The organism is Streptomyces lincolnensis (assembly GCF_001685355.1).
Lineage (GTDB): Bacteria > Actinomycetota > Actinomycetes > Streptomycetales > Streptomycetaceae > Streptomyces > Streptomyces lincolnensis.
On the sequence record NZ_CP016438.1, the window covers coordinates 5,993,254 to 6,018,027 of the forward strand.

Below are 24,774 nucleotides of genomic sequence, written 5' to 3' on the forward strand. Positions count from 1 at the left end.
CAAGCGGTCGCTGCTTGTCTGACCTGCTCGGTTTTTGGCCGCGCATCCATACCCGTTATCGTTGTGCGGTATGCCTGCATCCGGGACGCGACCTGGGTGAGGGCACATCCGATTCGAAAGGACCCGGAGAGCAATGCCTCCCAAGAAGAAGAAGGTCACGGGGCTCATCAAGCTCCAGATCCAGGCCGGTGCCGCCAACCCGGCTCCGCCGGTCGGCCCCGCGCTGGGTCAGCACGGCGTCAACATCATGGAGTTCTGCAAGGCCTACAACGCCGCGACCGAGTCGCAGCGTGGCTGGGTGATCCCGGTGGAGATCACGGTCTACGAGGACCGCTCCTTCACCTTCGTCACCAAGACGCCGCCGGCCGCGAAGATGATCCTCAAGGCCGCGGGCATCGAGAAGGGCTCCGGCGAGCCGCACAAGACCAAGGTCGCCAAGATCACCCAGGCGCAGGTCCGCGAGATCGCCACCACCAAGCTCCCCGACCTCAACGCCAACGACCTGGACGCCGCCGCGAAGATCATCGCCGGTACCGCGCGTTCCATGGGCGTCACGGTCGAGGGCTGAAGCCCACCTCGTAGAACCGCCGTGGCAGGGCCTGCTCGGCCCGTACCACGACTCCTCAAGCACACACAGGAGCAGTAGTGAGCAAGCGCAGCAAGTCTCTCCGCGCTGCGGACGCCAAGATCGACCGGGAGAAGCTGTACGCCCCGCTCGAGGCCGTCCGTCTCGCCAAGGAGACCTCCACGTCCAAGTTCGACGGCACCGTCGAGGTCGCCTTCCGTCTGGGTGTCGACCCGCGCAAGGCCGACCAGATGGTCCGTGGCACCGTGAACCTCCCGCACGGCACCGGTAAGACCGCCCGGGTCCTGGTCTTCGCGACCGGTGACCGTGCCGAGGCCGCTCGTGCCGCGGGCGCCGACATCGTCGGCGCCGACGAGCTCATCGACGAGGTGTCGAAGGGCCGTCTGGACTTCGACGCCGTCGTCGCCACCCCGGACCTCATGGGCAAGGTCGGCCGCCTCGGCCGTGTGCTCGGTCCCCGTGGTCTCATGCCGAACCCCAAGACCGGCACCGTCACCCCCGATGTCACCAAGGCTGTCAACGACATCAAGGGCGGCAAGATCGAGTTCCGCGTCGACAAGCACTCGAACCTGCACTTCATCATCGGCAAGACGTCGTTCGACGACACCAAGCTGGTGGAGAACTACGGCGCGGCCCTGGAGGAGATCCTCCGTCTGAAGCCGTCCGCCGCCAAGGGTCGCTACATCAAGAAGGCCGCGATCAGCACCACGATCGGCCCCGGCGTTCCGCTCGACCCGAACCGCACCCGCAACCTTCTCGTCGAGGAGGACCCGGCCGCCGTCTGACCTGGCCGGGCCTTCACGGCTCACTGAAGTCGGCCACGGGCCCCGCACCTTCCCAGGTGCGGGGCCCGTTCCCGTGTGCGGGCGGCGTGCCCTGGGTTAGCGTGCGGACACGGCAACGGCACAGGGGGACGTATGAAGTGCACGACGGGGCGGGGTGCGGTCCTCGCGATCGCGATGGCGGTCGCGCTGACGGGGACGGCCTCCTGCACCTCCTCGGAGTCCTCCGAACCGTCCGGGAAGCCCACAGGGGCGCGCAAGACTGCGTCCGCGCACCTGCCCGCGCTGAGGTCCGCCGAGCGGGCCACCGAGCGCGCCGCCTCGGCCAGGGTGCGGAGCACCACGGTCATGGGGACCCAGCTGTCCATCAGGGCGGAGGGCGTCCTCGGCTGGGGCGAGCACCTCACCGGCACCGCGACGATCACGTACACCGGCGGCACGACGGCCGAGACGATGCGCGATCTCGGCGTCACGTCGATGCGGGCCCGCTATCTGTCCGACGCCTACTACGCGCATCTGGGCGACGCGTTCGCCCGCAAGACCGGCGGTAAGCACTGGCTCAAATACGCCTACAAGGACCTCGAAGCCCTCGACGGCGGGGGCGTCGGATTCGCCGACCAGATGCGCAACACCACGCCGGACGAGTCGGTGAAGCTGCTCATGGATTCAGGGGACATACGCGAGGTCGGCGAGGAGACCGTCGACGGACAGCGCACCACGCACTACTCCGGCACCGTCCGCGTGGAGGACGTCACCGACACCCGGCTGAAGAGCCAGCTCCAGCAGGCCGGCGTCACCTCGCAGACCGTCGACATCTGGGTCGACGACCGAAACCTGCTGGTCAAGAAGGTCGAACAGGGCCGGATGGCCACCGGACGGCTGACCCAGACCGCGCACTACAGCGACTATGGCGTGAAGGTGTCGGTCGACAGACCCCCGGCCGCCGACACCCAGGACTTCCGCGACCTGCTGTCGAAGGAGAACGGCGCCACGGGTGACTCCTGAGGCTCATGGAATTCAGGAAAACGCCCGAGTCTCCTGGGATACGCTCACGGCCTTGCTGTGAATCGTCCATGTGTTCCTTGGGGGGAAACAATGGGGTCTTTCGTACGTGGTTCAGTGCGCCGTAGAGCCGCCGGCACCGGGCTCGTCGTCCTGCTCGTCGCCGCCGGGGCGGTGGGATGCGGCAAGGGGGAGCAGTCGCCGGAGATGACACCGGCGGCGGCCGTCGCCAAGGCGGCGAAGAACACGGAGGACATCACCTCCTTCCGGTACCGCATGACGGGCCGGCTGCCCGAGGAGGGCCGTATCAAGGCGGAGGCCTCGATGCGGACCAAGCCCAGCGTCGCGATGAGCATGAAGATGACGGCGCTCGACCAGGGCGAGGACGGCACCGCGGAGATCCGGCTCGTCGACAAGGCCATGTACATCGGCGGCTCGGCCGCGGCGGCCAAGGAGATGGACGGCAAGCGCTGGATCAAGTTCGACATGTCCGCGCTCGGTGAGAGCGGCCTCGGCGGCAGCGCGCCCGGCGCCGGCCAGGCCGACCAGAACCCGGCGGCCGAGTCCGCCTTCCTCACCGGCGCCGACAACATCAAGAAGGTCGGCAGCGAGACCGTCGACGGTGTGAAGACCACCCGCTACTCCGGCGTCGTCGGCCTCGCCGACCTCAAGGCCTCCCTCAAGGACGAGGACAAGAAGACCCGGGAGCAGCGCGAGAAGAGCATCAAGCAGTACGAGAAGCTCGGTGTCGACGAGCTCACCATGGACATGTGGGTCGACGGCGACGACCACACCAAGCAGTTCCGGATGCGCGGCGACGCCGACAAGGGCCCGCTCGACATGACGATCACCTTCCTCGACCTCAACGAGAAGGTGACGGTCACCGCTCCGCCGGCCAAGGAGACGATGGACCTGGCCGAGATGATGGAGCAGGCCGGCAGCTGAGCACCGTAGGACCGGATTTGCTTGACGGCGATCCGGTCACGTACTCTCCTACAGAAGCCAAAGACCGCTGGTCGTTGCCGTGTCCTCGCAGAGGGTGCGGTGGCCGAAGGATCCGCTGATATTCGCGGACGACCCGCGCAGGTGACTGTGGAAGAGCTCCTGGAGTTCGCTGCCCTCGGGTGTGCGAGTACCGGTCGAGCTATGCCCCGTGCGCCTGCGCCGGGGCGTTTCGTTTGTCCCAGCCCCTTCCGAGCGGTCGTCATCATCCCGGAAGGAGGCCGACGCTCTATGGCAAGGCCCGACAAGGCTGCCGCGGTGGCCGAGCTCGCGGAGCAGTTCCGTAGCTCGAACGCCGCCGTGCTGACCGAGTACCGGGGTCTCACCGTGGCGCAGCTCAAGACGCTGCGTCGTTCGCTCGGTGAGAACGCCCAGTACGCCGTGGTGAAGAACACGCTGACCAAGATTGCGGCCAACGAGGCCGGGATCTCGACGCTCGACGACCTGTTCAACGGTCCGACGGCAGTCGCCTTCGTCACCGGTGACCCGGTGGAGTCGGCGAAGGGTCTTCGTGACTTCGCCAAGGACAACCCGAACCTCGTCATCAAGGGCGGTGTCCTTGACGGCAAGGCGCTGTCCGCCGACGAGATCAAGAAGCTTGCGGACCTCGAGTCCCGCGAGGTTCTGCTCTCCAAGCTGGCGGGTGCCTTCAAGGGCAAGCAGACTCAGGCTGCTCAGGTCTTCCAGGCGCTCCCGTCGAAGCTCGTCCGCACCGTGGACGCGCTTCGTGCCAAGCAGGACGAGCAGGGCGGTGCCGAGTAATTCGGCTCGCGCACTGATCCACGCCGCCACCAGGCGCGGGTCGTAGCGGGCCGTAAGTACGCCCGCCGTTTCGATACATCCGGCACCTGCCGACATTAGTGGAAGGATCGCCCATCATGGCGAAGCTGTCTCAGGAAGACCTGCTCGCGCAGTTCGAGGAGATGACCCTCATCGAGCTCTCCGAGTTCGTGAAGGCGTTCGAGGACAAGTTCGACGTCACCGCCGCCGCGGCCGTCGCCGTCGCGGGCCCGGCCGGTCCGGCCGCCGCCGCCCCGGCCGAGGAGGAGAAGGACGAGTTCGACGTCATCCTCACCGGTGCCGGCGACAAGAAGATCCAGGTCATCAAGGTCGTGCGTGAGCTGACCTCCCTGGGTCTGAAGGAGGCCAAGGACCTCGTGGACGGCGCCCCGAAGCCCGTCCTCGAGAAGGTCGCCAAGGACGCCGCCGAGAAGGCCGCCGAGTCCCTCAAGGGCGCCGGCGCCTCCGTCGAGGTCAAGTAACACCTCGCGGGCCCGTCGGGGCTCGCTGCGCGCCGCAGCCGTCGTAAAGAGGGCTGTAACGCTCAAGCACCGAAGAGCGATCATCCATCCGGGTGGTCGCTCTTCGGCGTTCCAGGAGGGTCGGCCACGGTTACCTTGCACTCGCGTATGCGAGAGGTATGGTGATCTTCGTCGTGTCTCCGGGCGTCCAGGGTTCGGACAAGGGGGCCTTGACGAACCGCACGGAGCGCGCAATTCTCAGGACGCGTCGTGAGAACGGTCCGAATCCGAGGCATGGATCGGCGACGAAGAGGGCAGTATCAACGTGCGTTGAGGCAAGGCGTTGAGGGCAGGCATGCCAAGGGCGTTGAGGACGACGAGGGTCACAGAAAATCGGGGCTGGACATCAGTGCGCCAACTGGCTACACTGACCCTTTGCGCTGCCTGTTAGCTGCCTCCTGCCCGTCACCAGGGGCATGCCCTCGCTTGAGCATCGATGACCAGAGTATCCCTGACCTGGCCTTTTGGCTGGATCAAGGGAAATCTGTCTCGCTGCACCTAGAGAGGGACCGGTACGCGCGTAGTGAGTCCGAGCCCTCGGAAGGACCCCCTCTTGGCCGCCTCGCGCAACGCCTCGACCGCGAATACGAACAACGGCGCCAGCACCGCCCCGCTGCGCATCTCTTTTGCAAAGATCAAGGAGCCTCTCGAGGTTCCCAACCTGCTCGCGTTGCAGACCGAGAGCTTTGACTGGCTCCTCGGCAACACCGCTTGGCAGAGTCGGGTCGAGGAGGCTCTGGAGAGTGGACAGGACGTCCCCACCAAGTCCGGTCTGGAGGAGATCTTCGAGGAGATCTCCCCGATCGAGGACTTCTCCGGGTCGATGTCGCTGACCTTCCGCGACCACCGTTTCGAACCCCCGAAGAACAGCATCGACGAGTGCAAGGAGCGCGACTTCACGTACGCCGCCCCACTCTTCGTCACGGCCGAGTTCACCAACAACGAGACCGGCGAGATCAAGTCCCAGACGGTCTTCATGGGCGACTTCCCGCTCATGACCGGCAAGGGCACCTTCGTCATCAACGGCACCGAGCGTGTCGTCGTGTCGCAGCTGGTCCGTTCGCCGGGCGTCTACTTCGACTCCTCGATCGACAAGACGTCCGACAAGGACATCTTCTCCGCCAAGATCATCCCGTCCCGGGGTGCCTGGCTGGAGATGGAGATCGACAAGCGCGACATGGTCGGTGTCCGTATCGACCGCAAGCGCAAGCAGTCCGTCACCGTCCTGCTCAAGGCTCTCGGGTGGACCACCGAGCAGATCCTGGAGGAGTTCGGCGAGTACGAGTCGATGCGCGCCACCCTGGAGAAGGACCACACCCAGGGCCAGGACGACGCGCTGCTCGACATCTACCGCAAGCTGCGTCCGGGCGAGCCCCCGACGCGTGAGGCCGCGCAGACGCTGCTCGAGAACCTCTATTTCAACTCCAAGCGCTACGACCTCGCCAAGGTCGGCCGCTACAAGGTGAACAAGAAGCTGGGCGGCGAGGCCCCGCTGAACGCCGGGGTCCTGACCGTCGAGGACATCATCTCGACGATCAAGTACCTGGTGAAGCTGCACGCGGGCGAGACGGAGACGGTCGGCGACAGCGGTGGCTCGATCGTCGTCGAGACCGACGACATCGACCACTTCGGCAACCGTCGTCTGCGCAGCGTCGGCGAGCTCATCCAGAACCAGGTCCGTACGGGTCTGGCGCGTATGGAGCGAGTCGTCCGTGAGCGGATGACGACCCAGGACGTCGAGGCGATCACGCCGCAGACCCTGATCAACATCCGGCCGGTCGTCGCCTCCATCAAGGAGTTCTTCGGCACCAGCCAGCTCTCGCAGTTCATGGACCAGAACAACCCGCTGTCGGGTCTGACGCACAAGCGTCGTCTCTCGGCGCTGGGCCCCGGTGGTCTGTCGCGTGAGCGGGCCGGCTTCGAGGTCCGTGACGTGCACCCGTCCCACTACGGCCGCATGTGCCCGATCGAGACCCCTGAAGGCCCGAACATCGGTCTGATCGGTTCGCTCGCCTCCTACGGCCGCGTCAACGCGTTCGGTTTCGTGGAGACGCCGTACCGCAAGGTCACCGCTGGTGTCGTCACCGACGAGGTCGACTACCTCACGGCCGACGAAGAGGACCGATTCGTCATCGCGCAGGCCAACGCCACGCTCAACGACGACATGCGGTTCGCCGAGAACCGCGTGCTCGTCCGTCGTCGTGGTGGCGAGGTCGACTACGTCGCCGGTGACGACGTGGACTACATGGACGTCTCGCCGCGCCAGATGGTGTCGGTCGCGACCGCCATGATCCCGTTCCTGGAGCACGACGACGCCAACCGTGCCCTCATGGGCGCGAACATGATGCGTCAGGCCGTGCCGCTCATCAAGTCCGAGGCGCCGCTCGTCGGCACCGGCATGGAGTACCGCTCCGCGGTCGACGCCGGCGACGTGGTCAAGGCCGAGAAGGCCGGTGTGGTCCAGGAGGTCTCCGCGGACTACATCACCACCGCCAACGACGACGGTACGTACATCACGTACCGCCTGGCCAAGTTCGCCCGCTCCAACCAGGGCACCTCGGTCAACCAGAAGGTCATCGTCAACGAGGGCGACCGGATCATCGATGGCCAGGTCCTGGCCGACGGTCCGGCCACCCAGAACGGCGAGATGGCGCTCGGCAAGAACCTGCTGGTCGCGTTCATGCCGTGGGAGGGTCACAACTACGAGGACGCGATCATCCTGTCGCAGCGCCTCGTGCAGGACGACGTCCTCTCCTCGATCCACATCGAGGAGCACGAGGTCGACGCCCGTGACACCAAGCTCGGCCCCGAGGAGATCACCCGGGACATCCCGAACGTCTCCGAGGAGGTCCTCGCCGACCTCGACGAGCGCGGCATCATCCGGATCGGTGCCGAGGTCGTCGCCGGTGACATCCTCGTCGGCAAGGTCACGCCCAAGGGTGAGACCGAGCTGACGCCCGAGGAGCGCCTGCTCCGCGCGATCTTCGGTGAGAAGGCGCGCGAGGTGCGCGACACCTCGCTGAAGGTGCCGCACGGCGAGATCGGCAAGGTCATCGGCGTCCGCGTCTTCGACCGCGAGGAGGGCGACGAGCTTCCCCCCGGTGTGAACCAGCTGGTGCGCGTGTACGTGGCGCAGAAGCGCAAGATCACCGACGGTGACAAGCTCGCCGGCCGTCACGGCAACAAGGGCGTCATCTCGAAGATCCTGCCGATCGAGGACATGCCGTTCCTGGAGGACGGCACCCCGGTCGACATCATCCTCAACCCGCTGGGTGTGCCGTCCCGAATGAACCCGGGACAGGTCCTGGAGATCCACCTCGGCTGGCTCGCCAGCCGCGGCTGGGACGTCTCCGGTCTCGGCGAGGAGTGGGCGCAGCGCCTCCAGGTGATCGGCGCCGACCAGGTCGACGCCGGCACCAACGTCGCCACCCCGGTGTTCGACGGTGCGCGTGAGGACGAGCTCGCCGGTCTGCTGAACCACACCATCCCGAACCGCGACGGCGACCGCATGGTGCAGCCGACCGGTAAGGCGCGGCTGTTCGACGGCCGTAGCGGTGAGCCGTTCCCGGACCCGATCTCCATCGGCTACATGTACATCCTCAAGCTCCACCACCTGGTCGACGACAAGCTGCACGCCCGGTCGACCGGTCCGTACTCGATGATCACCCAGCAGCCGCTGGGTGGTAAGGCCCAGTTCGGTGGCCAGCGCTTCGGTGAGATGGAGGTGTGGGCGCTGGAGGCGTACGGCGCCGCTTACGCCCTCCAGGAGCTGCTGACCATCAAGTCCGACGACGTGACCGGCCGCGTGAAGGTCTACGAGGCCATCGTCAAGGGCGAGAACATCCCCGAGCCCGGCATCCCCGAGTCCTTCAAGGTGCTCATCAAGGAGATGCAGTCCCTGTGCCTCAACGTGGAGGTGCTGTCCTCGGACGGCATGTCCATCGAGATGCGCGACACCGATGAGGACGTCTTCCGCGCTGCGGAGGAGCTTGGCATCGACCTGTCCCGGCGCGAGCCGAGCAGCGTCGAAGAGGTCTGACGGGAGTCCGGCCGGAGGAAACCTGGTGAGGGAACCTCCGGCCGGCCCCAGGACCCCCGTTTCAGACCCCATGACTTACAACCCTGAGAGGGATTGACGCATAGTGCTCGACGTCAACTTCTTCGACGAGCTCCGGATCGGTCTGGCCACCGCTGACGACATCCGTCAGTGGAGCCACGGCGAGGTCAAGAAGCCCGAGACGATCAACTACCGCACGCTCAAGCCCGAAAAGGACGGACTCTTCTGCGAGAAGATCTTCGGTCCGACCCGGGACTGGGAGTGCTACTGCGGCAAGTACAAGCGTGTCCGGTTCAAGGGCATCATCTGTGAGCGCTGCGGCGTCGAGGTGACTCGCGCCAAGGTGCGCCGTGAGCGGATGGGCCACATCGAGCTGGCCGCTCCCGTCACCCACATCTGGTACTTCAAGGGCGTTCCGTCGCGGCTGGGCTACCTGCTCGACCTCGCCCCGAAGGACCTGGAGAAGGTCATCTACTTCGCGGCGTACATGATCACGTACGTCGACGAGGAGCGCCGCACCCGCGACCTGCCCTCCCTGGAGGCGCACGTCTCCGTCGAGCGGCAGCAGGTCGAGAACCGCCGGGACGCCGACCTTGAGGCCCGCGCCAAGAAGCTCGAGACCGACCTGGCCGAGCTGGAGGCCGAGGGCGCCAAGGCCGACGTGCGCCGCAAGGTGCGCGAGGGTGCCGAGCGCGAGATGAAGCAGCTGCGTGACCGTGCGCAGCGCGAGATCGACCGTCTCGACGAGGTGTGGACCCGGTTCAAGAACCTCAAGGTCCAGGACCTCGAAGGTGACGAGCTGCTCTACCGCGAGCTGCGGGACCGCTTCGGTACCTACTTCGACGGTTCGATGGGTGCCGCGGCGCTGCAGAAGCGCCTGGAGTCCTTCGACCTCGACGAGGAGGCCGAGCGTCTCCGCGAGATCATCCGTACCGGCAAGGGCCAGAAGAAGACCCGTGCGCTCAAGCGCCTGAAGGTCGTCTCCGCGTTCCTGCAGACCAGCAACAGCCCCAAGGGCATGGTGCTCGACTGCGTGCCGGTCATCCCGCCGGACCTTCGCCCGATGGTGCAGCTGGACGGTGGCCGCTTCGCGACCTCCGACCTGAACGACCTGTACCGCCGTGTGATCAACCGGAACAACCGTCTGAAGCGGCTTCTCGACCTCGGTGCTCCCGAGATCATCGTGAACAACGAGAAGCGCATGCTTCAGGAGGCCGTTGACGCCCTCTTCGACAACGGTCGTCGTGGTCGCCCGGTCACCGGTCCCGGTAACCGCCCGCTGAAGTCCCTGAGCGACATGCTCAAGGGCAAGCAGGGTCGTTTCCGTCAGAACCTGCTCGGCAAGCGTGTGGACTACTCCGCGCGTTCCGTGATCGTCGTCGGTCCGCAGCTGAAGCTGCACCAGTGCGGTCTGCCCAAGGCGATGGCGCTGGAGCTCTTCAAGCCGTTCGTGATGAAGCGCCTGGTCGACCTGAACCACGCGCAGAACATCAAGAGCGCCAAGCGGATGGTCGAGCGTGGCCGGACCGTGGTGTACGACGTCCTCGAAGAGGTCATCGCCGAGCACCCGGTGCTGCTGAACCGTGCGCCCACCCTGCACCGCCTCGGCATCCAGGCCTTCGAGCCGCAGCTGGTCGAGGGCAAGGCCATCCAGATCCACCCGCTCGTCTGCACCGCGTTCAACGCGGACTTCGACGGCGACCAGATGGCCGTACACCTTCCGCTGTCCGCGGAGGCGCAGGCCGAGGCCCGCATCCTGATGCTGTCCTCGAACAACATCCTCAAGCCCGCCGACGGCCGTCCGGTGACGATGCCGACCCAGGACATGGTCCTCGGTCTGTTCTTCCTCACCACCGACGGTGAACTGCGTGACACCAAGGGCGAGGGCCGGTCCTTCGGCTCCACGGCCGAGGCGATCATGGCGTTCGACGCCGGCGAGCTCGCGCTCCAGTCGCCGATCGACATCCGCTTCCCGGTGGGCACCATCCCGCCGCGCGGCTGGATGCCGCCGGCGCGGGAGGAGGGCGACCCGGAGTGGCAGCAGGGTGACACCTTCCGGCTGCGCACCACGCTGGGCCGCGCGCTCTTCAACGAGCTGCTGCCCGAGGACTACCCGTTCGTCGACTACTCGGTGGGCAAGAAGCAGCTCTCCGAGATCGTCAACGACCTGGCCGAGCGCTACCCCAAGGTCATCGTGGCGGCGACGCTCGACAACCTGAAGGCGTCCGGCTTCTACTGGGCGACCCGTTCCGGTGTCACCGTGGCCATCTCCGACGTCGTCGTTCCCGAGGCGAAGAAGGAGATCGTCCGCGGGTACGAGGCGCAGGACGAGAAGGTCCAGAAGCAGTACGAGCGCGGTCTGATCACCAAGGAAGAGCGCACGCAGGAGCTCATCGCGATCTGGACCAAGGCGACCAACGAGGTCGCCGAGGCGATGAACGAGAACTTCCCCAAGACGAACCCCATCTTCATGATGGTTGACTCGGGTGCCCGAGGAAACATGATGCAGATGCGGCAGATCGCCGGTATGCGTGGTCTGGTGTCGAACGCCAAGAACGAGACGATTCCGCGTCCGATCAAGGCGTCCTTCCGTGAGGGCCTGTCCGTGCTGGAGTACTTCATCTCCACGCACGGTGCCCGTAAGGGTCTGGCGGACACCGCCCTGCGTACCGCCGACTCGGGTTACCTCACCCGTCGTCTGGTGGACGTCTCGCAGGACGTCATCATCCGCGAGGAGGACTGCGGCACCGAGCGCGGTCTGAAGCTGCGGATCGCCACGCGTGACGCCGACGGCACGCTGCGCAAGGCGGAGGACGTCGAGACCAGCGTCTACGCCCGCATGCTCGCCCAGGACGTCGTCATCGACGGCAAGGTGATCGCGCCGGCCAACGTGGACCTGGGCGACGTGCTCATCGACCAGCTCGTGCACCACGGTGTCGAGGAGGTCAAGACCCGCTCGATCCTGACCTGCGAGTCCCACGTCGGCACCTGTGCCATGTGCTACGGCCGCTCGCTGGCCACCGGCAAGCTGGTCGACATCGGTGAGGCGGTCGGCATCATCGCCGCCCAGTCCATCGGTGAGCCCGGTACCCAGCTGACGATGCGTACCTTCCACACCGGTGGTGTGGCCGGTGACGACATCACGCAGGGTCTGCCGCGTGTCGTCGAGCTCTTCGAGGCCCGTACCCCGAAGGGTGTCGCCCCGATCTCCGAGGCGGACGGCCGTGTCCGCATCGAGGAGACCGAGAAGACCAAGAAGATCGTCATCACGCCGGACGACGGCAGCGACGAGACGGCGTTCCCGATCTCGAAGCGTGCCCGGCTCCTCGTCAGCGAGGGCGAGCACGTCTCGGTGGGCCAGAAGCTCACCGTGGGTGCCACCAACCCGCACGACGTGCTGCGCATCCTGGGTCAGCGTGCCGTCCAGGTCCACCTGGTCGGCGAGGTCCAGAAGGTCTACAACTCGCAGGGTGTGTCGATCCACGACAAGCACATCGAGATCATCATCCGGCAGATGCTCCGCCGAGTGACGATCATCGAGTCCGGCGACGCCGAGCTGCTGCCCGGCGAGCTGGTCGAGCGCTCGAAGTTCGAGCAGGAGAACCGTCGTGTGGTCCAGGAGGGCGGTCACCCGGCCTCCGGTCGTCCGCAGCTCATGGGTATCACCAAGGCCTCGCTGGCGACCGAGTCGTGGCTGTCCGCGGCGTCCTTCCAGGAGACGACCAGGGTCCTCACGGACGCGGCGATCAACGCCAAGTCCGACTCCCTGATCGGCCTCAAGGAGAACGTCATCATCGGTAAGCTCATCCCGGCCGGTACGGGTCTGTCCCGCTACCGCAACATCCGGGTCGAGCCGACCGAGGAGGCCAAGGCCGCGATGTACTCGGCCGTCGGCTACGACGACATCGACTACTCGCCGTTCGGTACCGGGTCCGGCCAGGCTGTGCCGCTGGAGGACTACGACTACGGGCCGTACAACCAGTAAGCGCGCGGTTGCTTGACGCGTTTGCTTGAACCGAGGGCGGTCACCCTGTTCGTGGGGTGGCCGCCCTTCGGCGTGTCAGCGTGTGCTGTCCAGGCGGGCCTGGAGGTGATGGAGCCGGGTGTGCACGTCCGGGTGCGACTCCAGCAGCCGGGCGATCACTCCTTCGCCGCCGAGCCGGGCGCCCGTGGTCGTGGCGGAGGCCCGCTCGGCCTCCTCCCGGTCGTGTTCCTCGCGCAGCACCGTCATCAGCTCCCGCGCGAACCCGAGACCCGCCGCGTGCTCGTCGGCCCGGAGCTCGGCACGGCGTGACACGGCGGCCGCCAGGTAGGGCGTGGCCAGCGGCAGGAACACCAGGCCGTACGTGGCCGTCGCGAGGGCGAACACGGCCGCACCCAGCACGCCGATCACCACCGCGGCCGTCCCCACGGGCAGACGGTCGATGCGCGAGACCAGGCGGCGGAGCAGTCGCCAGGTCAGGCGTCCTGGGAGCGTGTACCAGAAGGTGAGCAGGGACGCCCATGCGTGGCCCCTCGTGTGATGGCCCAGCTCGTGCGCGAGTACGCCGGCGAGCTGAGCGGACGGCAGGGTGCTGAGCGAGTGCCTGGTGACGCCGACGAGGTGCCCCGCGACCGCCATGGCGTTGATCCGGGCGCTGTCCTCGACCCACAGCTGGTAGGCGCGCCCGTCCACTCCGGCTCGGGCGGTGACCTCCTGCCATACGGACCGCAGCTTCCGGTCCTCCTCCGGTGTCGGATGGCGCAGGCCGAACCACCACCGCGCCATGAGCCGCTCGCACGGGCGATGGAAGGCCGCCGCCCCGCTGAGCACCCAGCCGGCGCAGGGCAGCCACCAGGGCAGTCCGGTCAAGGCGTCGAGGACGTACGCCACCGCGAAGACGACGGCCAGGCTCGCGAGCACGTGCGGTAAGTGGAGCGCCAGGCGGGCCAGGGCGGTGGCATCCGTACCGCGCTGACGGGCGGTGATGTGGACGCGGCCGGAGCGGCGGGGGAGGTCCCCGTCCGGTTCGGACGGGGAGGGGACCGGCTGCTTCGGTTTCTCTTGGCCGGGCTTCTCCCGGTCGTGGGGCAGGGGCATGACTGTTCCTTCGGTGAGCGGACTCGGGAAGGGGACGGGGGTGTGGGCTGAGGGCCGTGGACTGTGGGCCGTGGTGATCGGTTCAGGTGAAGAGCAGTGACCCGGGGAGCAGCACCGCCGAGGAGCCGAAGGCGATCAGTCCGGTCCGGATCCAGACGTGTTTGCGCAGGGCGATGTCACTCGTCTCGGCGAGCGCGAGCAGGAGGCCGTGCCCGGGGTCGCGCCCTGTGTCCGCGAGGGCGGACGGGAGCCGGCCGGCCCGGGCGGCTCGTCGTACGTCGCCGAAGTAGGTGAGCGGGCGGCCGGGCGTCCAGCGGCTGGCCAGGCAGCGGGGTATCACCGCGAGGAGCAGGGCCAGGAGGGCGACGGCCAGGGAGGCCACTCCGGCCCACCACAGCAGGGCGGCGGGTGCGGGAAGCAGGGCGGGGCTCCAGCGGCGGTTGCTCAGGAGCGCCGCCGGCACACCGGCCGACAGTCCGAGGGCGCCGACCAGTACGGCCGCCTTGGCGTCGGCGCGGGCGATCTCACCGCGGAGGTCGGCGAGCAGTTGGGTGCCTGCCCGCACCCGGGGGTCGTCGGACGCCGCGCTCGTCCTGCTCATGCGCCGGGCTCCGAGCCGTCCTTGGGCGGAGCGGATTCGACGGCCCGTGGGTCCGGAGCCGGCTGCGGGGGCGGGACCTCGGCCTCGGCCTCGGCCTCGGAGAGGGCCGTGGTGCGCAGGATGGCCGACATCCGTTCGGCGATGAGCTGGTGCGGCTCCTGGAGCTGGTAGTCCTCCAGGCGGTTGCCTGTCAGGGCCTGGTCGATGAGGTGCAGCTGCGAGTCCACCAGCTTGTCCTGACCCGACCTTAGGTGCTCCAGGACGAGCTGGGTCTCCTCGGGATGCGCCGTCAGATGCAGGGCGAGTGCGGCGACACCGCCCCTGGCCAGGGTGGACTCGTAGAACATGATCTGCTCGGTCCGGCGCTGTGCCTCGTACGCCTCCCGCAGCCGGGATGCCTCGTGCTCCGGCCCCGCGGCCTCCTTCTCGTGTCGGGCGGTCCGCAGCCGGGCCTGGTGGGACCGCTCGGTGGCGTCGCGTCGCAGACGTACGGCGCACGAGACCCACAGGCCCTGCGTCAGGCCGACCGAGGAGGCGCCGTTGACCGCCTGCTGCACGCTGCGCTCGGCCGCGGCGCCGGCCTCGATGGGATGGCCGCGGCCGGCGTTGCGCATGAGGGGCAGCAGACCGCGGGTGAGGAGCCCCGGGACATCGCGCTCCTGGCTCTTGACGAACTGGGCGGGGTTGACGACGCGCCAGGTGATGTCGGCGGTGGCCTCGAACTCGAAGGTGTCGTCGAGGCTGGGGAGCGGCACGTTCAGCTGAAACGCCTGGGGGGTGGTGTCCACCTCGTACAGGGCGACGTAGCGCCGCACGGACGTCGGCCGATCGGGAGGCAGAAACGTTTCGTGTGCGCCCTTCCGGGTCACGCAGACCAGGGCGTGGTCGATGTGGCCGGTGAAACGCCGGCTGCCGAGGCGGAAGCGCGGGAGCTGCCAGACGGTGCGGACGGGGTCCTCGCCCGAGTGAGGGGCGACGGATTGCCGGGGCTGCTGCCTGAACCAGTCGAGTTCTTCGGGCTGCTCTGCTTGCTCGGGGTGTTCCATGGGTGACCTCCGAAAGCGGGTCAGTCGAGGGAGAGGCGCTTCAGGAGCCGGTCGGCGCCGGACGAGGGAGCTGCTGTCGAGTTGCTGAGCGTGTGCAGCAGATGGCTGATCCGCCGGCGGTTGGTCGTCGTGGTGACGAGTGCGGCGAGCAGCGGGGCGAGGGCCGACTCGGCCTCCGGGTCCTCATCGGTCCGGTGGACCCAGCCGCGCAGGACGCCGAGGGCCTGCGTGTTGTGCGCCCGGTCGTTCAGCAGCGCGTCCCAGAACACGATCAGGTACCGCGCGGCTGTCGTGTCGTCGGCCGCCGCGGCCCGCCCGTACCAGTCGAGGACGGGCGGACGGTCGCTGTCGTCGTCCTTCATCTGCTCGCAGGCATGGAGGAAGGCGAGCAGAGCGTGCGGGCGGACCGCGCGGTCGGACCGGAGGAGCTCGGCCAGGGCGGCCAGCACGGGCTCCCGTACGGCCAGGAGCAGGAGTTGGAGGGCGTCGGCGAGTTGCCGGGCCTCCTCCGGAACCTCGTGGTCGTCGTCCTGCTCGTCGGCCTCGGTGGACGGGTGCCGGTGGATGGCGTCCACGAGGGCGGCCAGGGTCTCCTCGTGGTGCACGGGCCCCAGGAGGCCGTAGGCGCGGATGGCGGTCCAGCGGCGGTTCTCGACGTCACCGGTGCACCAGTCGTGAAGGATCCGGGACACGGTCGGCACCTTCAGCAGCTGGGTCATGGTGAGGGCGTTGGCCGCGGTCAACCACGTATGAGGGCTACGGCCGTCCGCCCACGGCTCGATGAGGTGGGCCATCGCGGACGACAGATCGGCGCTGGCCAGGAGCGCCGCGGCCGAGGCTGCCCGGGTGCGGACCAGAGGACGGCGGTCGTCGGCGAGCTTGCGGATCCACTCCGCGACGGCGGGGCGTGCCGACGGATGGAGGTTCCACACCTCCTCCAACAGCATCGGAGCCGTACGGTCGTCCCGGAAGGCGGCGCAGAACTTGCCCTCCAGAGGCCCCCATTCGGTGATCTCCGCGGTCATGTACCCGTGCGCGTGAGCGAGTCGGAGCCGTTCCTCGCGGGAGCTGCCGAAGACGGGGATGGCGGGCAGGACGTTGGGATCCTGGGTCTTGTGCAGGCGCACGAAGAGGCCGTCGGCGAGTTCGGCGGTCACCGCGTAGGGCGCCTTGTCGAACACGGCGAGGGAGACGAGGAACGCCTTCTCCCGAAGCTCGGGTTTCTCCTCGGTGAGCCACCGGGTCACACGGGTCGCCACGGCGGTTTCGCCGTAGGCGGCGAGTCGCTCCTCGTCGATCTCGCCGCGGTGGTGTGCGACGAGCCGCAGGGCGAACTGCTTGATCTCGTCCGGCCGGTGATGCCGGGTGAGGAACTCCTTCACCGCCGTCAGCCCGCACAGGTCCGGCCAGGCGGGCTCCCCGGTCGACGGGGTGACATGGGCGTGGAGCATCTCCTCGGCCGACGGAGGTTCCCACCGTACGAAGGGGACGTCACCCAGTGCTGCCGAGGGCTCGACGGTGATCACCAGGTGCGCCCGCGTGTGCTCGAGGTGTTCCCGGAGGGCGAGCAGTTGGGCCTCGCGCAGCGGACGGTTGCGGCTGACGGTCAGATCGCACAGGACGTATCCGGCCGAGGTCTCCACCTGGTCGGGCAGTTCGGAGAACGGGATGTGGGGAACGATCGAGCGCATCGGCTCGATGCCGAGACGGCGCAGCATCATCAGGGCGGCGGACCGGCGGCCCGTCTCGCGTCCGCCCGACAGGACGACGACTCGGTCGTCCCGCAGCCGCGTGAGCGCCTCGTCGAAACGGGGACACTCCCGGAAGACCGCGGTCAGTTCCTCGATCTCCGACCGCGGGACCGGCCCGGACAACGTGCGGGACGGCTCGGCCCTGCCTCCGACGTGGATGTGCTGGTCGCCGTAGTGCGTGCCCCCCGTCTGGCCGAACTGGTCGCGGTTGACCAGCGTGGAGACGAAGTCGGGGGCGTGGGCGATCAGGTCCCGGCGCGCCGCCCAGGCCTCCTGCCTCTGCTGGTACTGGCCGTCGGCGGCCTCGTCCTGCTTCTGCTGCTCGCCGTCCTGCGCGGGCTCCTCGGCCGGTTTCGCCGCGCCGGCCGCCGCTTCCTCCTGGCTCATCGGCGCTCGTCCCGCGCGGGACGGGTGAAGTCGAAGTGCTGGTCACCGTGGTGCGTACCACCCGCCTGGCCGTACTGGTCGCCGTTGATGCGGATGTCGTTGTGCTGGGAGGCGGGGCTGTTCGAGGCCGGGACGGATCCGGCGGGGGATCCGGCGGAGCCGGTCGGACCCGGCTCCCCGTGCAGCCACGCCACCGTCGGTCCCTCCTTGGTCTCCACCGTGATGCGGTGGAAGTCGTCGGGACGGACGCCGAGGGGGCCGTGGCGGACGACGCCCTGGTAGATGGCGTCGGAGACGCAGAGGACGCTGTCGTCGGTGCGTTCCTTGAGGGCGTCGCGCAGGGGGTCGGAGTCGAGGAGGCGTACGGCGTGGTTGAGGTCGGAGCCGACCCAGCCGTTGTCGTCGATGGCGACGTAGCCGGAGGAGAGCGCGATGCGCAGACGCATCCGGGCGCTCGTCGCGATCAGGCGGTTCTTGTTGTGCAGGAGGGCCGGGGTCTCGGTCAGAAGGGTTTTCACCAGGGCCGGTACGGAGGCCTGGGCGTCGATGAGCGCCATGACGGAGTCGCCGCGGTCGGCGGTCAGCCGTGCGGTCTCGTCGATGCCGGCGTCGAGGAGGGTGGCGTCGACGACGTCGTACAGCAGCCGCCTGAGGAACGCCTGTTCGACGTCGTCGCGGGTGCCGAACTGCTCGATGTCGAAGAGGAGGATCGTGCGGTGCACGGGGTTGGTCATGGTCTGCCTCTCTGCGTCGCTGCCTCTGGCCTTCGTGGCTCGTGTTCGTAGGGCAGCACGACGGAGGGGCCGGGTGGCGCGGCGGAGGACCGATGACACGTACGAACTGTGACCGTGTGCACAGAACCGTGGTGGGAAGGTCAGGCGGGGCGTTCGCCGATGATGCGGCGGAGTATGTCCGGGCGCAGGACGACGATGCCGCGACGGCGGGTGGCGACCACCTGCTTGTCCCGCAGCTCCTTCAGGAGCCGGGCGACCGCTTCGCGGGAGGAGCCGACGGAGCCGGCGAACTCCTGTTGGCTGAGCCCGAGGGTGAGCTCGATGCCCTCGTCGGTGCGGGTGCCATGGGTGCGGACGAGTTCGAGCAGCAGGACGGCCAGCCGCTCGCGGACCGTCAGGGCCGCCCACTGAAGCCGGCGGCGGTCGGTGGAGCGCTGGCGGTCGGTGGTCAGGCCGAGCAGACGCAGGGCCACGCGGGCGTTGCCGGAGAGGAACGCGGTGAAGCGGGTCTCGTCGATGACGATCGCGTCCACCGGCTCCAGGGCGGTCACCGTCGCCGAACGGTGGCGGCCGCTGAGCGCGGCGCCCTCCCCGAGGATGTCGCCGGGGCCGCGCAGGGCCAGGAGGGCCTCGTAGCCGTTGGCGGCCGTGGCGGTGACCTTCGTCCAGCCGTGGAGCAGGAGCAGCACATGGGCGGAGGGCTCGGACTGGTGCATGAGCACGCTGCGCGCCGCGTAGTGCAGGGGCCTTCCGATGGCGAGAAGAGCGGCGCGGTCGGCTTTCTCCAGGCGGGCGAGGAAGGGTACGCCGTCGTCGAGGCCGTCGTCGTCCCACGCACGCGTACGTCCCCCGGTCATGCCGCCGCCCCCGTGTTCACCTGTGGGTATGCCGTCGATCCCGCCAGCAGTCAACGTAGTTGAAGGGGCCGTGCGGGGAACGGGCGACAATCGGCCGTGGTGGCCGACGCGCCGTGTTCGGGAGCCTGTGGGGGTGCGCGAGGCGGGGCCTCGGGTGTGCTCATCGGGTCGGAGCTGTCCGAAAGACGCGGGAACCTGTCCCGGTATCGGTGCGTTGGAGCATCATGGAGGCATTCGACCTCCCAGGGGGTGCTCCGTGTCGCAACCGTCGTGGCAACCGTGGCAGGACAAGGGCGAGTCCCAGCCGGTACCGCGGACGCCGTCCTGGCAGGGGCAGGGTGTCCCGCAGCCCTGGCAGGCCCAGCAGGCCCACACCGCGCCGTCCATGCTCGCCTCGCACGCCGATCGGGAGCGGGCCGTGGACGTGCTGAGAGCGGGGTACGGGGAGGGGCGGCTGGAGAAGCCCGAGTTCGACAAGCGCGTGGCGCGGGCCTACGCGGCCCGGACGGTGGGGGAGCTGGCCCTGCTCGTCGCGGACCTGCCCACCGGGCCTGTGCCGCAGCCAGGGGGCCTGCCACCCGTTCCCCGGACGTTCCTGCCCGTGCAGCGGCCGCGGACCAACGGGAAGGCCGTGGGGGCCGCCGTGTGCGGGCTGCTGTGCGTGCCGACCTTCGGGTTCACCGGCATTCCGGCGGTGATCCTCGGACACGCGGCCCGTGCGGAGATCGAGCGGACCGGGGAGGCCGGCGACGGGCTGGCCATGACGGGGCTCGTCCTGGGCTGGCTGTCCACGGCGGTCTGGGCACTGGTCCTGACGCTGGTGCTGGCGGTGGGTATCGCGAGCGGATGAGGGAGACTCGGCGCTGGAAGGATGCTCTGGGCGGCCCGGGAGGCGGTCCCGGCAAGCCCTGCGCGACCGTGTGCGGGGTGTGAAATCGAAGATCAACCACGGCGTTGGGACTTGACATGCTCCGCCTGGTGATGCGAGTGCGGTCCATTTGTTTTGACCGCAGCGCATGAGCTAGGTACGCTCAAGCCTTGTGCCTGGGGTGTGCCCTGGCCCTCGTGCGTGCCTTCGAACCGCATAAAGGGTCCAAGAGCGGCCACCGTAATCTGCGCCCTTTTCGCCTTGCGGCGAGATGCTGCGGGTTCGACACACCCGACCGCGTGGGTCGGAGATGTTCCAGGTTAGCTTCACCTATCGGCACACAGAAACCGGAGAAGTAGTGCCTACGATCCAGCAGCTGGTCCGTAAGGGCCGGCAGGACAAGGTCGAGAAGAACAAGACGCCCGCACTGGACGGTTCCCCCCAGCGCCGCGGCGTCTGCACGCGTGTGTTCACGACCACCCCGAAGAAGCCGAACTCGGCCCTGCGTAAGGTCGCGCGTGTGCGTCTGACCAGCGGGATCGAGGTCACCGCTTACATTCCGGGTGAGGGACACAACCTGCAGGAGCACTCCATCGTGCTCGTGCGTGGTGGCCGTGTGAAGGACCTGCCGGGTGTTCGCTACAAGATCATCCGCGGTTCCCTTGACACCCAGGGTGTGAAGAACCGCAAGCAGGCCCGCAGCCGCTACGGCGCCAAGAAGGAGAAGTAGAAAATGCCTCGTAAGGGCCCCGCCCCGAAGCGCCCGGTCATCATCGACCCGGTCTATGGTTCTCCTCTTGTCACCTCCCTGATCAACAAGGTGCTGCTCAACGGCAAGCGCTCCACCGCCGAGCGCATCGTCTACGGCGCCATGGAGGGTCTGCGTGAGAAGACGGGCAACGACCCGATCATCACGCTGAAGCGCGCGCTGGAGAACATCAAGCCGACCCTCGAGGTCAAGTCCCGCCGTGTCGGTGGTGCGACGTACCAGGTTCCGATCGAGGTCAAGCCCGGTCGCGCCAACACGCTCGCGCTGCGCTGGCTGGTCGGTTACTCCCGCGCCCGTCGCGAGAAGACCATGACCGAGCGTCTGCTCAACGAGCTTCTCGACGCGTCCAACGGCCTCGGTGCCGCTGTGAAGAAGCGCGAGGACACCCACAAGATGGCCGAGTCCAACAAGGCCTTCGCGCACTACCGCTGGTAGTCGCTACCCACATCGAGACCGAGAGAAGACGAAAGCCTTATGGCTACCACTTCACTTGACCTGGCCAAGGTCCGCAACATCGGGATCATGGCCCACATCGACGCGGGCAAGACGACCACCACCGAGCGGATCCTCTTCTACACCGGCGTCAGCTACAAGATCGGTGAGGTCCACGACGGCGCTGCCACCATGGACTGGATGGAGCAGGAGCAGGAGCGTGGCATCACGATCACCTCTGCTGCCACCACCTGTCACTGGCCGCTTGAGGACAACGACTACACGATCAACATCATCGACACCCCGGGCCACGTCGACTTCACGGTCGAGGTGGAGCGCTCGCTGCGCGTCCTCGACGGTGCCGTCACGGTGTTCGACGGTGTCGCCGGTGTCGAGCCGCAGTCCGAGACGGTGTGGCGTCAGGCCGACCGTTACGGCGTGCCGCGCATCTGCTTCGTGAACAAGCTGGACCGTACCGGCGCCGAGTTCCACCGCTGCGTGGACATGATCAAGGACCGGCTCGGTGCCGTTCCGATCATCATGCAGCTGCCGATCGGTGCCGAGATGGACTTCAAGGGCGTTGTGGACCTGGTCCGCATGAAGGCGCTCGTGTGGTCGGCCGAGGCGGCGAAGGGCGAGATGTACGACGTCGTCGACATCCCCGCCACGCACGTCGAGGCCGCCGAGGAGTACCGCGGCAAGCTGGTCGAGACCGTCGCGGAGAACGACGACGAGATCATGGAGCTGTTCCTGGAGGGCCAGGAGCCCACCGAGGAGCAGCTGTACGCCGCGATCCGTCGTGTCACCATCGCGTCCGGCAAGTCCGACGGCATCACGGTCACCCCGGTGTTCTGTGGCACCGCGTTCAAGAACAAGGGCGTCCAGCCCCTGCTCGACGCGGTCGTGCGCTACCTGCCGACCCCGCTCGACGTCGAGGCCATCGAGGGCCACGACGTGAAGGACCCCGAGCTCGTGGTCAGGCGCAAGCCGTCCGACGACGAGCCGCTGTCCGCCCTCGCGTTCAAGATCATGAGCGACCCGCACCTCGGCAAGCTCACCTTCGTCCGGGTTTACTCGGGCCGCCTGGAGTCCGGCACCGCCGTGCTGAACTCCGTCAAGGGCAAGAAGGAGCGCATCGGCAAGATCTACCGTATGCACGCGAACAAGCGTGAGGAGATCGAGTCGGTGGGCGCCGGCGACATCGTCGCCGTGATGGGCCTCAAGCAGACCACCACCGGTGAGACGCTGAGCGACGACAAGAACCCGGTCATCCTGGAGTCCATGGACTTCCCGGCGCCGGTCATTCAGGTCGCCATCGAGCCCAAGTCCAAGGGTGACCAGGAGAAGCTGGGTGTCGCCATCCAGCGTCTCGCGGAGGAGGACCCCTCCTTCCAGGTCCACTCGGACGAGGAGACCGGCCAGACCATTATCGGTGGTATGGGCGAGCTGCACCTCGAGGTGCTGGTCGACCGTATGCGCCGTGAGTTCAAGGTCGAGGCCAATGTCGGTAAGCCGCAGGTCGCGTACCGTGAGACGATCCGCAAGGCCGTCGAGCGCGTGGACTACACCCACAAGAAGCAGACCGGTGGTACCGGTCAGTTCGCCAAGGTGCAGATCGCGATCGAGCCCCTTGAGGGCGGCGACACCTCGTACGAGTTCGTGAACAAGGTGACCGGTGGCCGTATCCCGAAGGAGTACATCCCTTCGGTGGACGCCGGTGCGCAGGAGGCCATGCAGTTCGGCATCCTCGCCGGGTACGAGATGACGGGCGTCCGCGTCACGCTTCTCGACGGTGCCTACCACGAGGTCGACTCCTCCGAGCTCGCGTTCAAGATCGCCGGATCGCAGGCCTTCAAGGAGGCCGCGCGCAAGGCCAGCCCTGTGCTCCTTGAGCCGATGATGGCCGTCGAGGTCACCACGCCCGAGGACTACATGGGTGAGGTCATCGGTGACATCAACTCCCGCCGTGGCCAGATCCAGGCCATGGAGGAGCGGGCCGGTGCCCGCGTCGTGAAGGGCCTCGTGCCCCTCTCGGAGATGTTCGGTTACGTCGGCGACCTGCGCAGCAAGACGTCCGGCCGGGCCAGCTACTCCATGCAGTTCGACTCCTACGCCGAGGTTCCGCGGAACGTCGCCGAGGAGATCATCGCGAAGGCCAAGGGCGAGTAACGGACTCCGTTCACACGCTTTAGGCTTGACTCCGGAGCCTCAGCGGCAAACACCCGGTTTCACGGGTGTTTGCCCCGGGCCCGGGCATTCCAGCAAAGATCACCTGGCGCCGATGAAGTAAGGCGTACCAGAACCACTCCCAGGAGGACCCCAGTGGCGAAGGCGAAGTTCGAGCGGACTAAGCCGCACGTCAACATCGGCACCATCGGTCACATCGACCACGGTAAGACGACCCTCACGGCCGCCATTACCAAGGTGCTGCACGACGCGTACCCGGACCTGAACGAGGCCTCGGCCTTCGACCAGATCGACAAGGCTCCTGAGGAGCGCCAGCGCGGTATCACGATCTCGATCGCGCACGTCGAGTACCAGACGGAGACGCGTCACTACGCCCACGTCGACTGCCCCGGTCACGCGGACTACATCAAGAACATGATCACGGGTGCGGCGCAGATGGACGGCGCCATCCTCGTGGTCGCCGCCACCGACGGCCCGATGCCGCAGACCAAGGAGCACGTGCTCCTGGCCCGCCAGGTCGGCGTTCCGTACATCGTCGTCGCCCTGAACAAGGCCGACATGGTGGACGACGAGGAGATCCTGGAGCTCGTCGAGCTCGAGGTCCGTGAGCTCCTCTCCGAGTACGAGTTCCCGGGCGACGACCTGCCGGTCGTCAAGGTCTCGGCGCTCAAGGCGCTCGAGGGCGACAAGGAGTGGGGCCAGTCGGTCCTGGACCTGATGTCCGCCGTCGACGAGGCCATCCCGACCCCCGAGCGTGACGTCGACAAGCCGTTCCTCATGCCCGTCGAGGACGTCTTCACGATCACCGGTCGCGGTACGGTCGTCACCGGCCGTATCGAGCGTGGTGTCCTGAAGGTCAACGAGACCGTTGACATCATCGGCATCAAGCAGGACAAGACCACCACCACGGTCACCGGCATCGAGATGTTCCGCAAGCTGCTCGACGAGGGCCAGGCCGGTGAGAACGTCGGTCTGCTGCTTCGTGGCATCAAGCGCGAGGACGTCGAGCGCGGCCAGGTCATCATCAAGCCGGGCTCGGTCACCCCGCACACCGAGTTCGAGGCGCAGGCGTACATCCTGTCCAAGGACGAGGGTGGCCGTCACACGCCGTTCTTCAACAACTACCGTCCGCAGTTCTACTTCCGTACGACGGACGTGACCGGCGTCGTGACCCTCCCCGAGGGCACCGAGATGGTCATGCCGGGTGACAACACCGAGATGAAGGTGGAGCTCATCCAGCCCGTCGCCATGGAAGAGGGCCTGAAGTTCGCCATCCGTGAGGGTGGCCGGACCGTGGGCGCCGGCCAGGTCACCAAGATCAACAAGTAAGCT

Annotated in this window: 19 protein-coding genes; 13 read left to right on the plus strand and 6 right to left on the minus strand. The window is 67.6% G+C overall.

The annotated features are described in order from the left end of the window. Positions 1-133 precede the first annotated feature (133 nt). The 8 genes from rplK to SLINC_RS26820 all read left to right on the plus strand — a co-directional run bounded on the left by rplK (position 134) and on the right by SLINC_RS26820 (position 12,715). Positions 134-568, plus strand: a complete 435-nt coding sequence (gene rplK, locus SLINC_RS26785) for a 50S ribosomal protein L11 (RefSeq protein ID WP_030671915.1) — start codon at positions 134-136, stop codon at positions 566-568. A gap of 77 nt (positions 569-645) precedes the next feature. Beyond that, on the plus strand, positions 646-1,371 hold the full coding sequence (rplA, locus tag SLINC_RS26790) for a 50S ribosomal protein L1 (protein WP_067437903.1): 726 nt from the start codon (positions 646-648) through the stop codon (positions 1,369-1,371). A gap of 132 nt (positions 1,372-1,503) precedes the next feature. Then, positions 1,504-2,373, plus strand: a complete 870-nt coding sequence (locus SLINC_RS26795) for an SCO4651 family lipoprotein (protein WP_067437905.1) — start codon at positions 1,504-1,506, stop codon at positions 2,371-2,373. Between the two features lie 90 nt (positions 2,374-2,463). Then, the gene (locus tag SLINC_RS26800; RefSeq protein WP_067437907.1) at positions 2,464-3,315 is read left to right on the plus strand and encodes an SCO4651 family lipoprotein; all 852 of its coding nucleotides are present in this window, start codon (positions 2,464-2,466) and stop codon (positions 3,313-3,315) included. Between the two features lie 288 nt (positions 3,316-3,603). Then, complete coding sequence (gene rplJ / locus SLINC_RS26805; RefSeq protein WP_030039746.1) at positions 3,604-4,134, plus strand: 50S ribosomal protein L10; 531 nt, start codon at positions 3,604-3,606, stop codon at positions 4,132-4,134. Positions 4,135-4,250: 116 nt separating this feature from the next. Next, on the plus strand, positions 4,251-4,634 hold the full coding sequence (rplL, locus tag SLINC_RS26810) for a 50S ribosomal protein L7/L12 (protein WP_067437909.1): 384 nt from the start codon (positions 4,251-4,253) through the stop codon (positions 4,632-4,634). Between the two features lie 592 nt (positions 4,635-5,226). Then, entirely contained in the window at positions 5,227-8,712 is a 3,486-nt protein-coding gene (gene rpoB / locus SLINC_RS26815) for a DNA-directed RNA polymerase subunit beta (RefSeq protein ID WP_067437911.1), read from the plus strand. Positions 8,713-8,815: 103 nt separating this feature from the next. Beyond that, complete coding sequence (locus SLINC_RS26820; RefSeq protein ID WP_067437913.1) at positions 8,816-12,715, plus strand: DNA-directed RNA polymerase subunit beta'; 3,900 nt, start codon at positions 8,816-8,818, stop codon at positions 12,713-12,715. Between the two features lie 75 nt (positions 12,716-12,790). Here SLINC_RS26820 and SLINC_RS26825 read toward each other — a convergent pair whose 3' ends face one another. The 6 genes from SLINC_RS26825 to SLINC_RS26850 form a co-directional block, all read right to left on the minus strand. After that, on the minus strand, positions 12,791-13,810 hold the full coding sequence (locus SLINC_RS26825) for a M48 family metalloprotease (RefSeq protein WP_067437915.1): 1,020 nt from the start codon (positions 13,808-13,810) through the stop codon (positions 12,791-12,793). Between the two features lie 82 nt (positions 13,811-13,892). Further along, positions 13,893-14,411, minus strand: coding sequence for a Pycsar system effector family protein (locus tag SLINC_RS26830; protein ID WP_067437917.1), 519 nt, complete (start codon positions 14,409-14,411; stop codon positions 13,893-13,895). Then, positions 14,408-15,457 carry a hypothetical protein gene (locus tag SLINC_RS26835; RefSeq protein WP_225988394.1) on the minus strand — a complete coding sequence of 350 codons (1,050 nt, stop codon included), beginning with the start codon at positions 15,455-15,457 and terminating at the stop codon, positions 14,408-14,410. The genes SLINC_RS26830 and SLINC_RS26835 overlap by 4 nt, the downstream gene beginning before the upstream one ends. 20 nt (positions 15,458-15,477) lie before the next feature. Then, the gene (locus SLINC_RS26840) at positions 15,478-17,595 is read right to left on the minus strand and encodes a hypothetical protein (RefSeq protein ID WP_067437919.1); all 2,118 of its coding nucleotides are present in this window, start codon (positions 17,593-17,595) and stop codon (positions 15,478-15,480) included. Further along, complete coding sequence (locus SLINC_RS26845) at positions 17,592-18,329, minus strand: hypothetical protein (RefSeq protein WP_067437921.1); 738 nt, start codon at positions 18,327-18,329, stop codon at positions 17,592-17,594. The genes SLINC_RS26840 and SLINC_RS26845 overlap by 4 nt, the downstream gene beginning before the upstream one ends. A gap of 140 nt (positions 18,330-18,469) precedes the next feature. Continuing rightward, a complete protein-coding gene (locus SLINC_RS26850) occupies positions 18,470-19,186 on the minus strand; it encodes a Crp/Fnr family transcriptional regulator (protein ID WP_067437923.1) in 717 nt (238 codons plus the stop codon). Between the two features lie 256 nt (positions 19,187-19,442). On the opposite strand from SLINC_RS26850, the gene SLINC_RS26855 reads away from it, so the two are divergent. The 5 genes from SLINC_RS26855 (at position 19,443) to tuf (ending at position 24,771) form a co-directional block, all read left to right on the plus strand. Beyond that, complete coding sequence (locus SLINC_RS26855; protein WP_375141484.1) at positions 19,443-20,036, plus strand: DUF1707 and DUF4190 domain-containing protein; 594 nt, start codon at positions 19,443-19,445, stop codon at positions 20,034-20,036. 376 nt (positions 20,037-20,412) lie between these two features. Next, on the plus strand, positions 20,413-20,784 hold the full coding sequence (gene rpsL / locus SLINC_RS26860; RefSeq protein ID WP_007823146.1) for a 30S ribosomal protein S12: 372 nt from the start codon (positions 20,413-20,415) through the stop codon (positions 20,782-20,784). Positions 20,785-20,787: 3 nt separating this feature from the next. Further along, positions 20,788-21,258, plus strand: coding sequence for a 30S ribosomal protein S7 (rpsG, locus tag SLINC_RS26865; RefSeq protein ID WP_003992340.1), 471 nt, complete (start codon positions 20,788-20,790; stop codon positions 21,256-21,258). 39 nt (positions 21,259-21,297) lie between these two features. Continuing rightward, positions 21,298-23,424, plus strand: a complete 2,127-nt coding sequence (gene fusA / locus SLINC_RS26870; RefSeq protein ID WP_067437925.1) for an elongation factor G — start codon at positions 21,298-21,300, stop codon at positions 23,422-23,424. A 153-nt stretch (positions 23,425-23,577) separates the two neighbouring features. Next, a complete protein-coding gene (gene tuf / locus SLINC_RS26875; RefSeq protein WP_067437927.1) occupies positions 23,578-24,771 on the plus strand; it encodes an elongation factor Tu in 1,194 nt (397 codons plus the stop codon). The last annotated feature ends 3 nt before the right edge of the window (positions 24,772-24,774 follow it).

Bases quoted from the DNA above. Each gene is read 5' to 3' on its own strand.
- rplK (WP_030671915.1), top strand. From the start codon at position 134: ATGCCTCCCAAGAAGAAGAAGGTCACGGGGCTCATCAAGCTCCAGATC.
- SLINC_RS26795 (WP_067437905.1), top strand. From the start codon at position 1,504: ATGAAGTGCACGACGGGGCGGGGTGCGGTCCTCGCGATCGCGATGGCG.
- SLINC_RS26800 (WP_067437907.1), top strand. From the start codon at position 2,464: ATGGGGTCTTTCGTACGTGGTTCAGTGCGCCGTAGAGCCGCCGGCACC.
- rplJ (WP_030039746.1), top strand. From the start codon at position 3,604: ATGGCAAGGCCCGACAAGGCTGCCGCGGTGGCCGAGCTCGCGGAGCAG.
- rplL (WP_067437909.1), top strand. From the start codon at position 4,251: ATGGCGAAGCTGTCTCAGGAAGACCTGCTCGCGCAGTTCGAGGAGATG.
- SLINC_RS26825 (WP_067437915.1), bottom strand. From the start codon at position 13,810: ATGCCCCTGCCCCACGACCGGGAGAAGCCCGGCCAAGAGAAACCGAAG.
- SLINC_RS26830 (WP_067437917.1), bottom strand. From the start codon at position 14,411: ATGAGCAGGACGAGCGCGGCGTCCGACGACCCCCGGGTGCGGGCAGGC.
- SLINC_RS26835 (WP_225988394.1), bottom strand. From the start codon at position 15,457: ATGGAACACCCCGAGCAAGCAGAGCAGCCCGAAGAACTCGACTGGTTC.
- SLINC_RS26840 (WP_067437919.1), bottom strand. From the start codon at position 17,595: ATGAGCCAGGAGGAAGCGGCGGCCGGCGCGGCGAAACCGGCCGAGGAG.
- SLINC_RS26845 (WP_067437921.1), bottom strand. From the start codon at position 18,329: ATGACCAACCCCGTGCACCGCACGATCCTCCTCTTCGACATCGAGCAG.
- SLINC_RS26850 (WP_067437923.1), bottom strand. From the start codon at position 19,186: ATGACCGGGGGACGTACGCGTGCGTGGGACGACGACGGCCTCGACGAC.
- rpsG (WP_003992340.1), top strand. From the start codon at position 20,788: ATGCCTCGTAAGGGCCCCGCCCCGAAGCGCCCGGTCATCATCGACCCG.
- fusA (WP_067437925.1), top strand. From the start codon at position 21,298: ATGGCTACCACTTCACTTGACCTGGCCAAGGTCCGCAACATCGGGATC.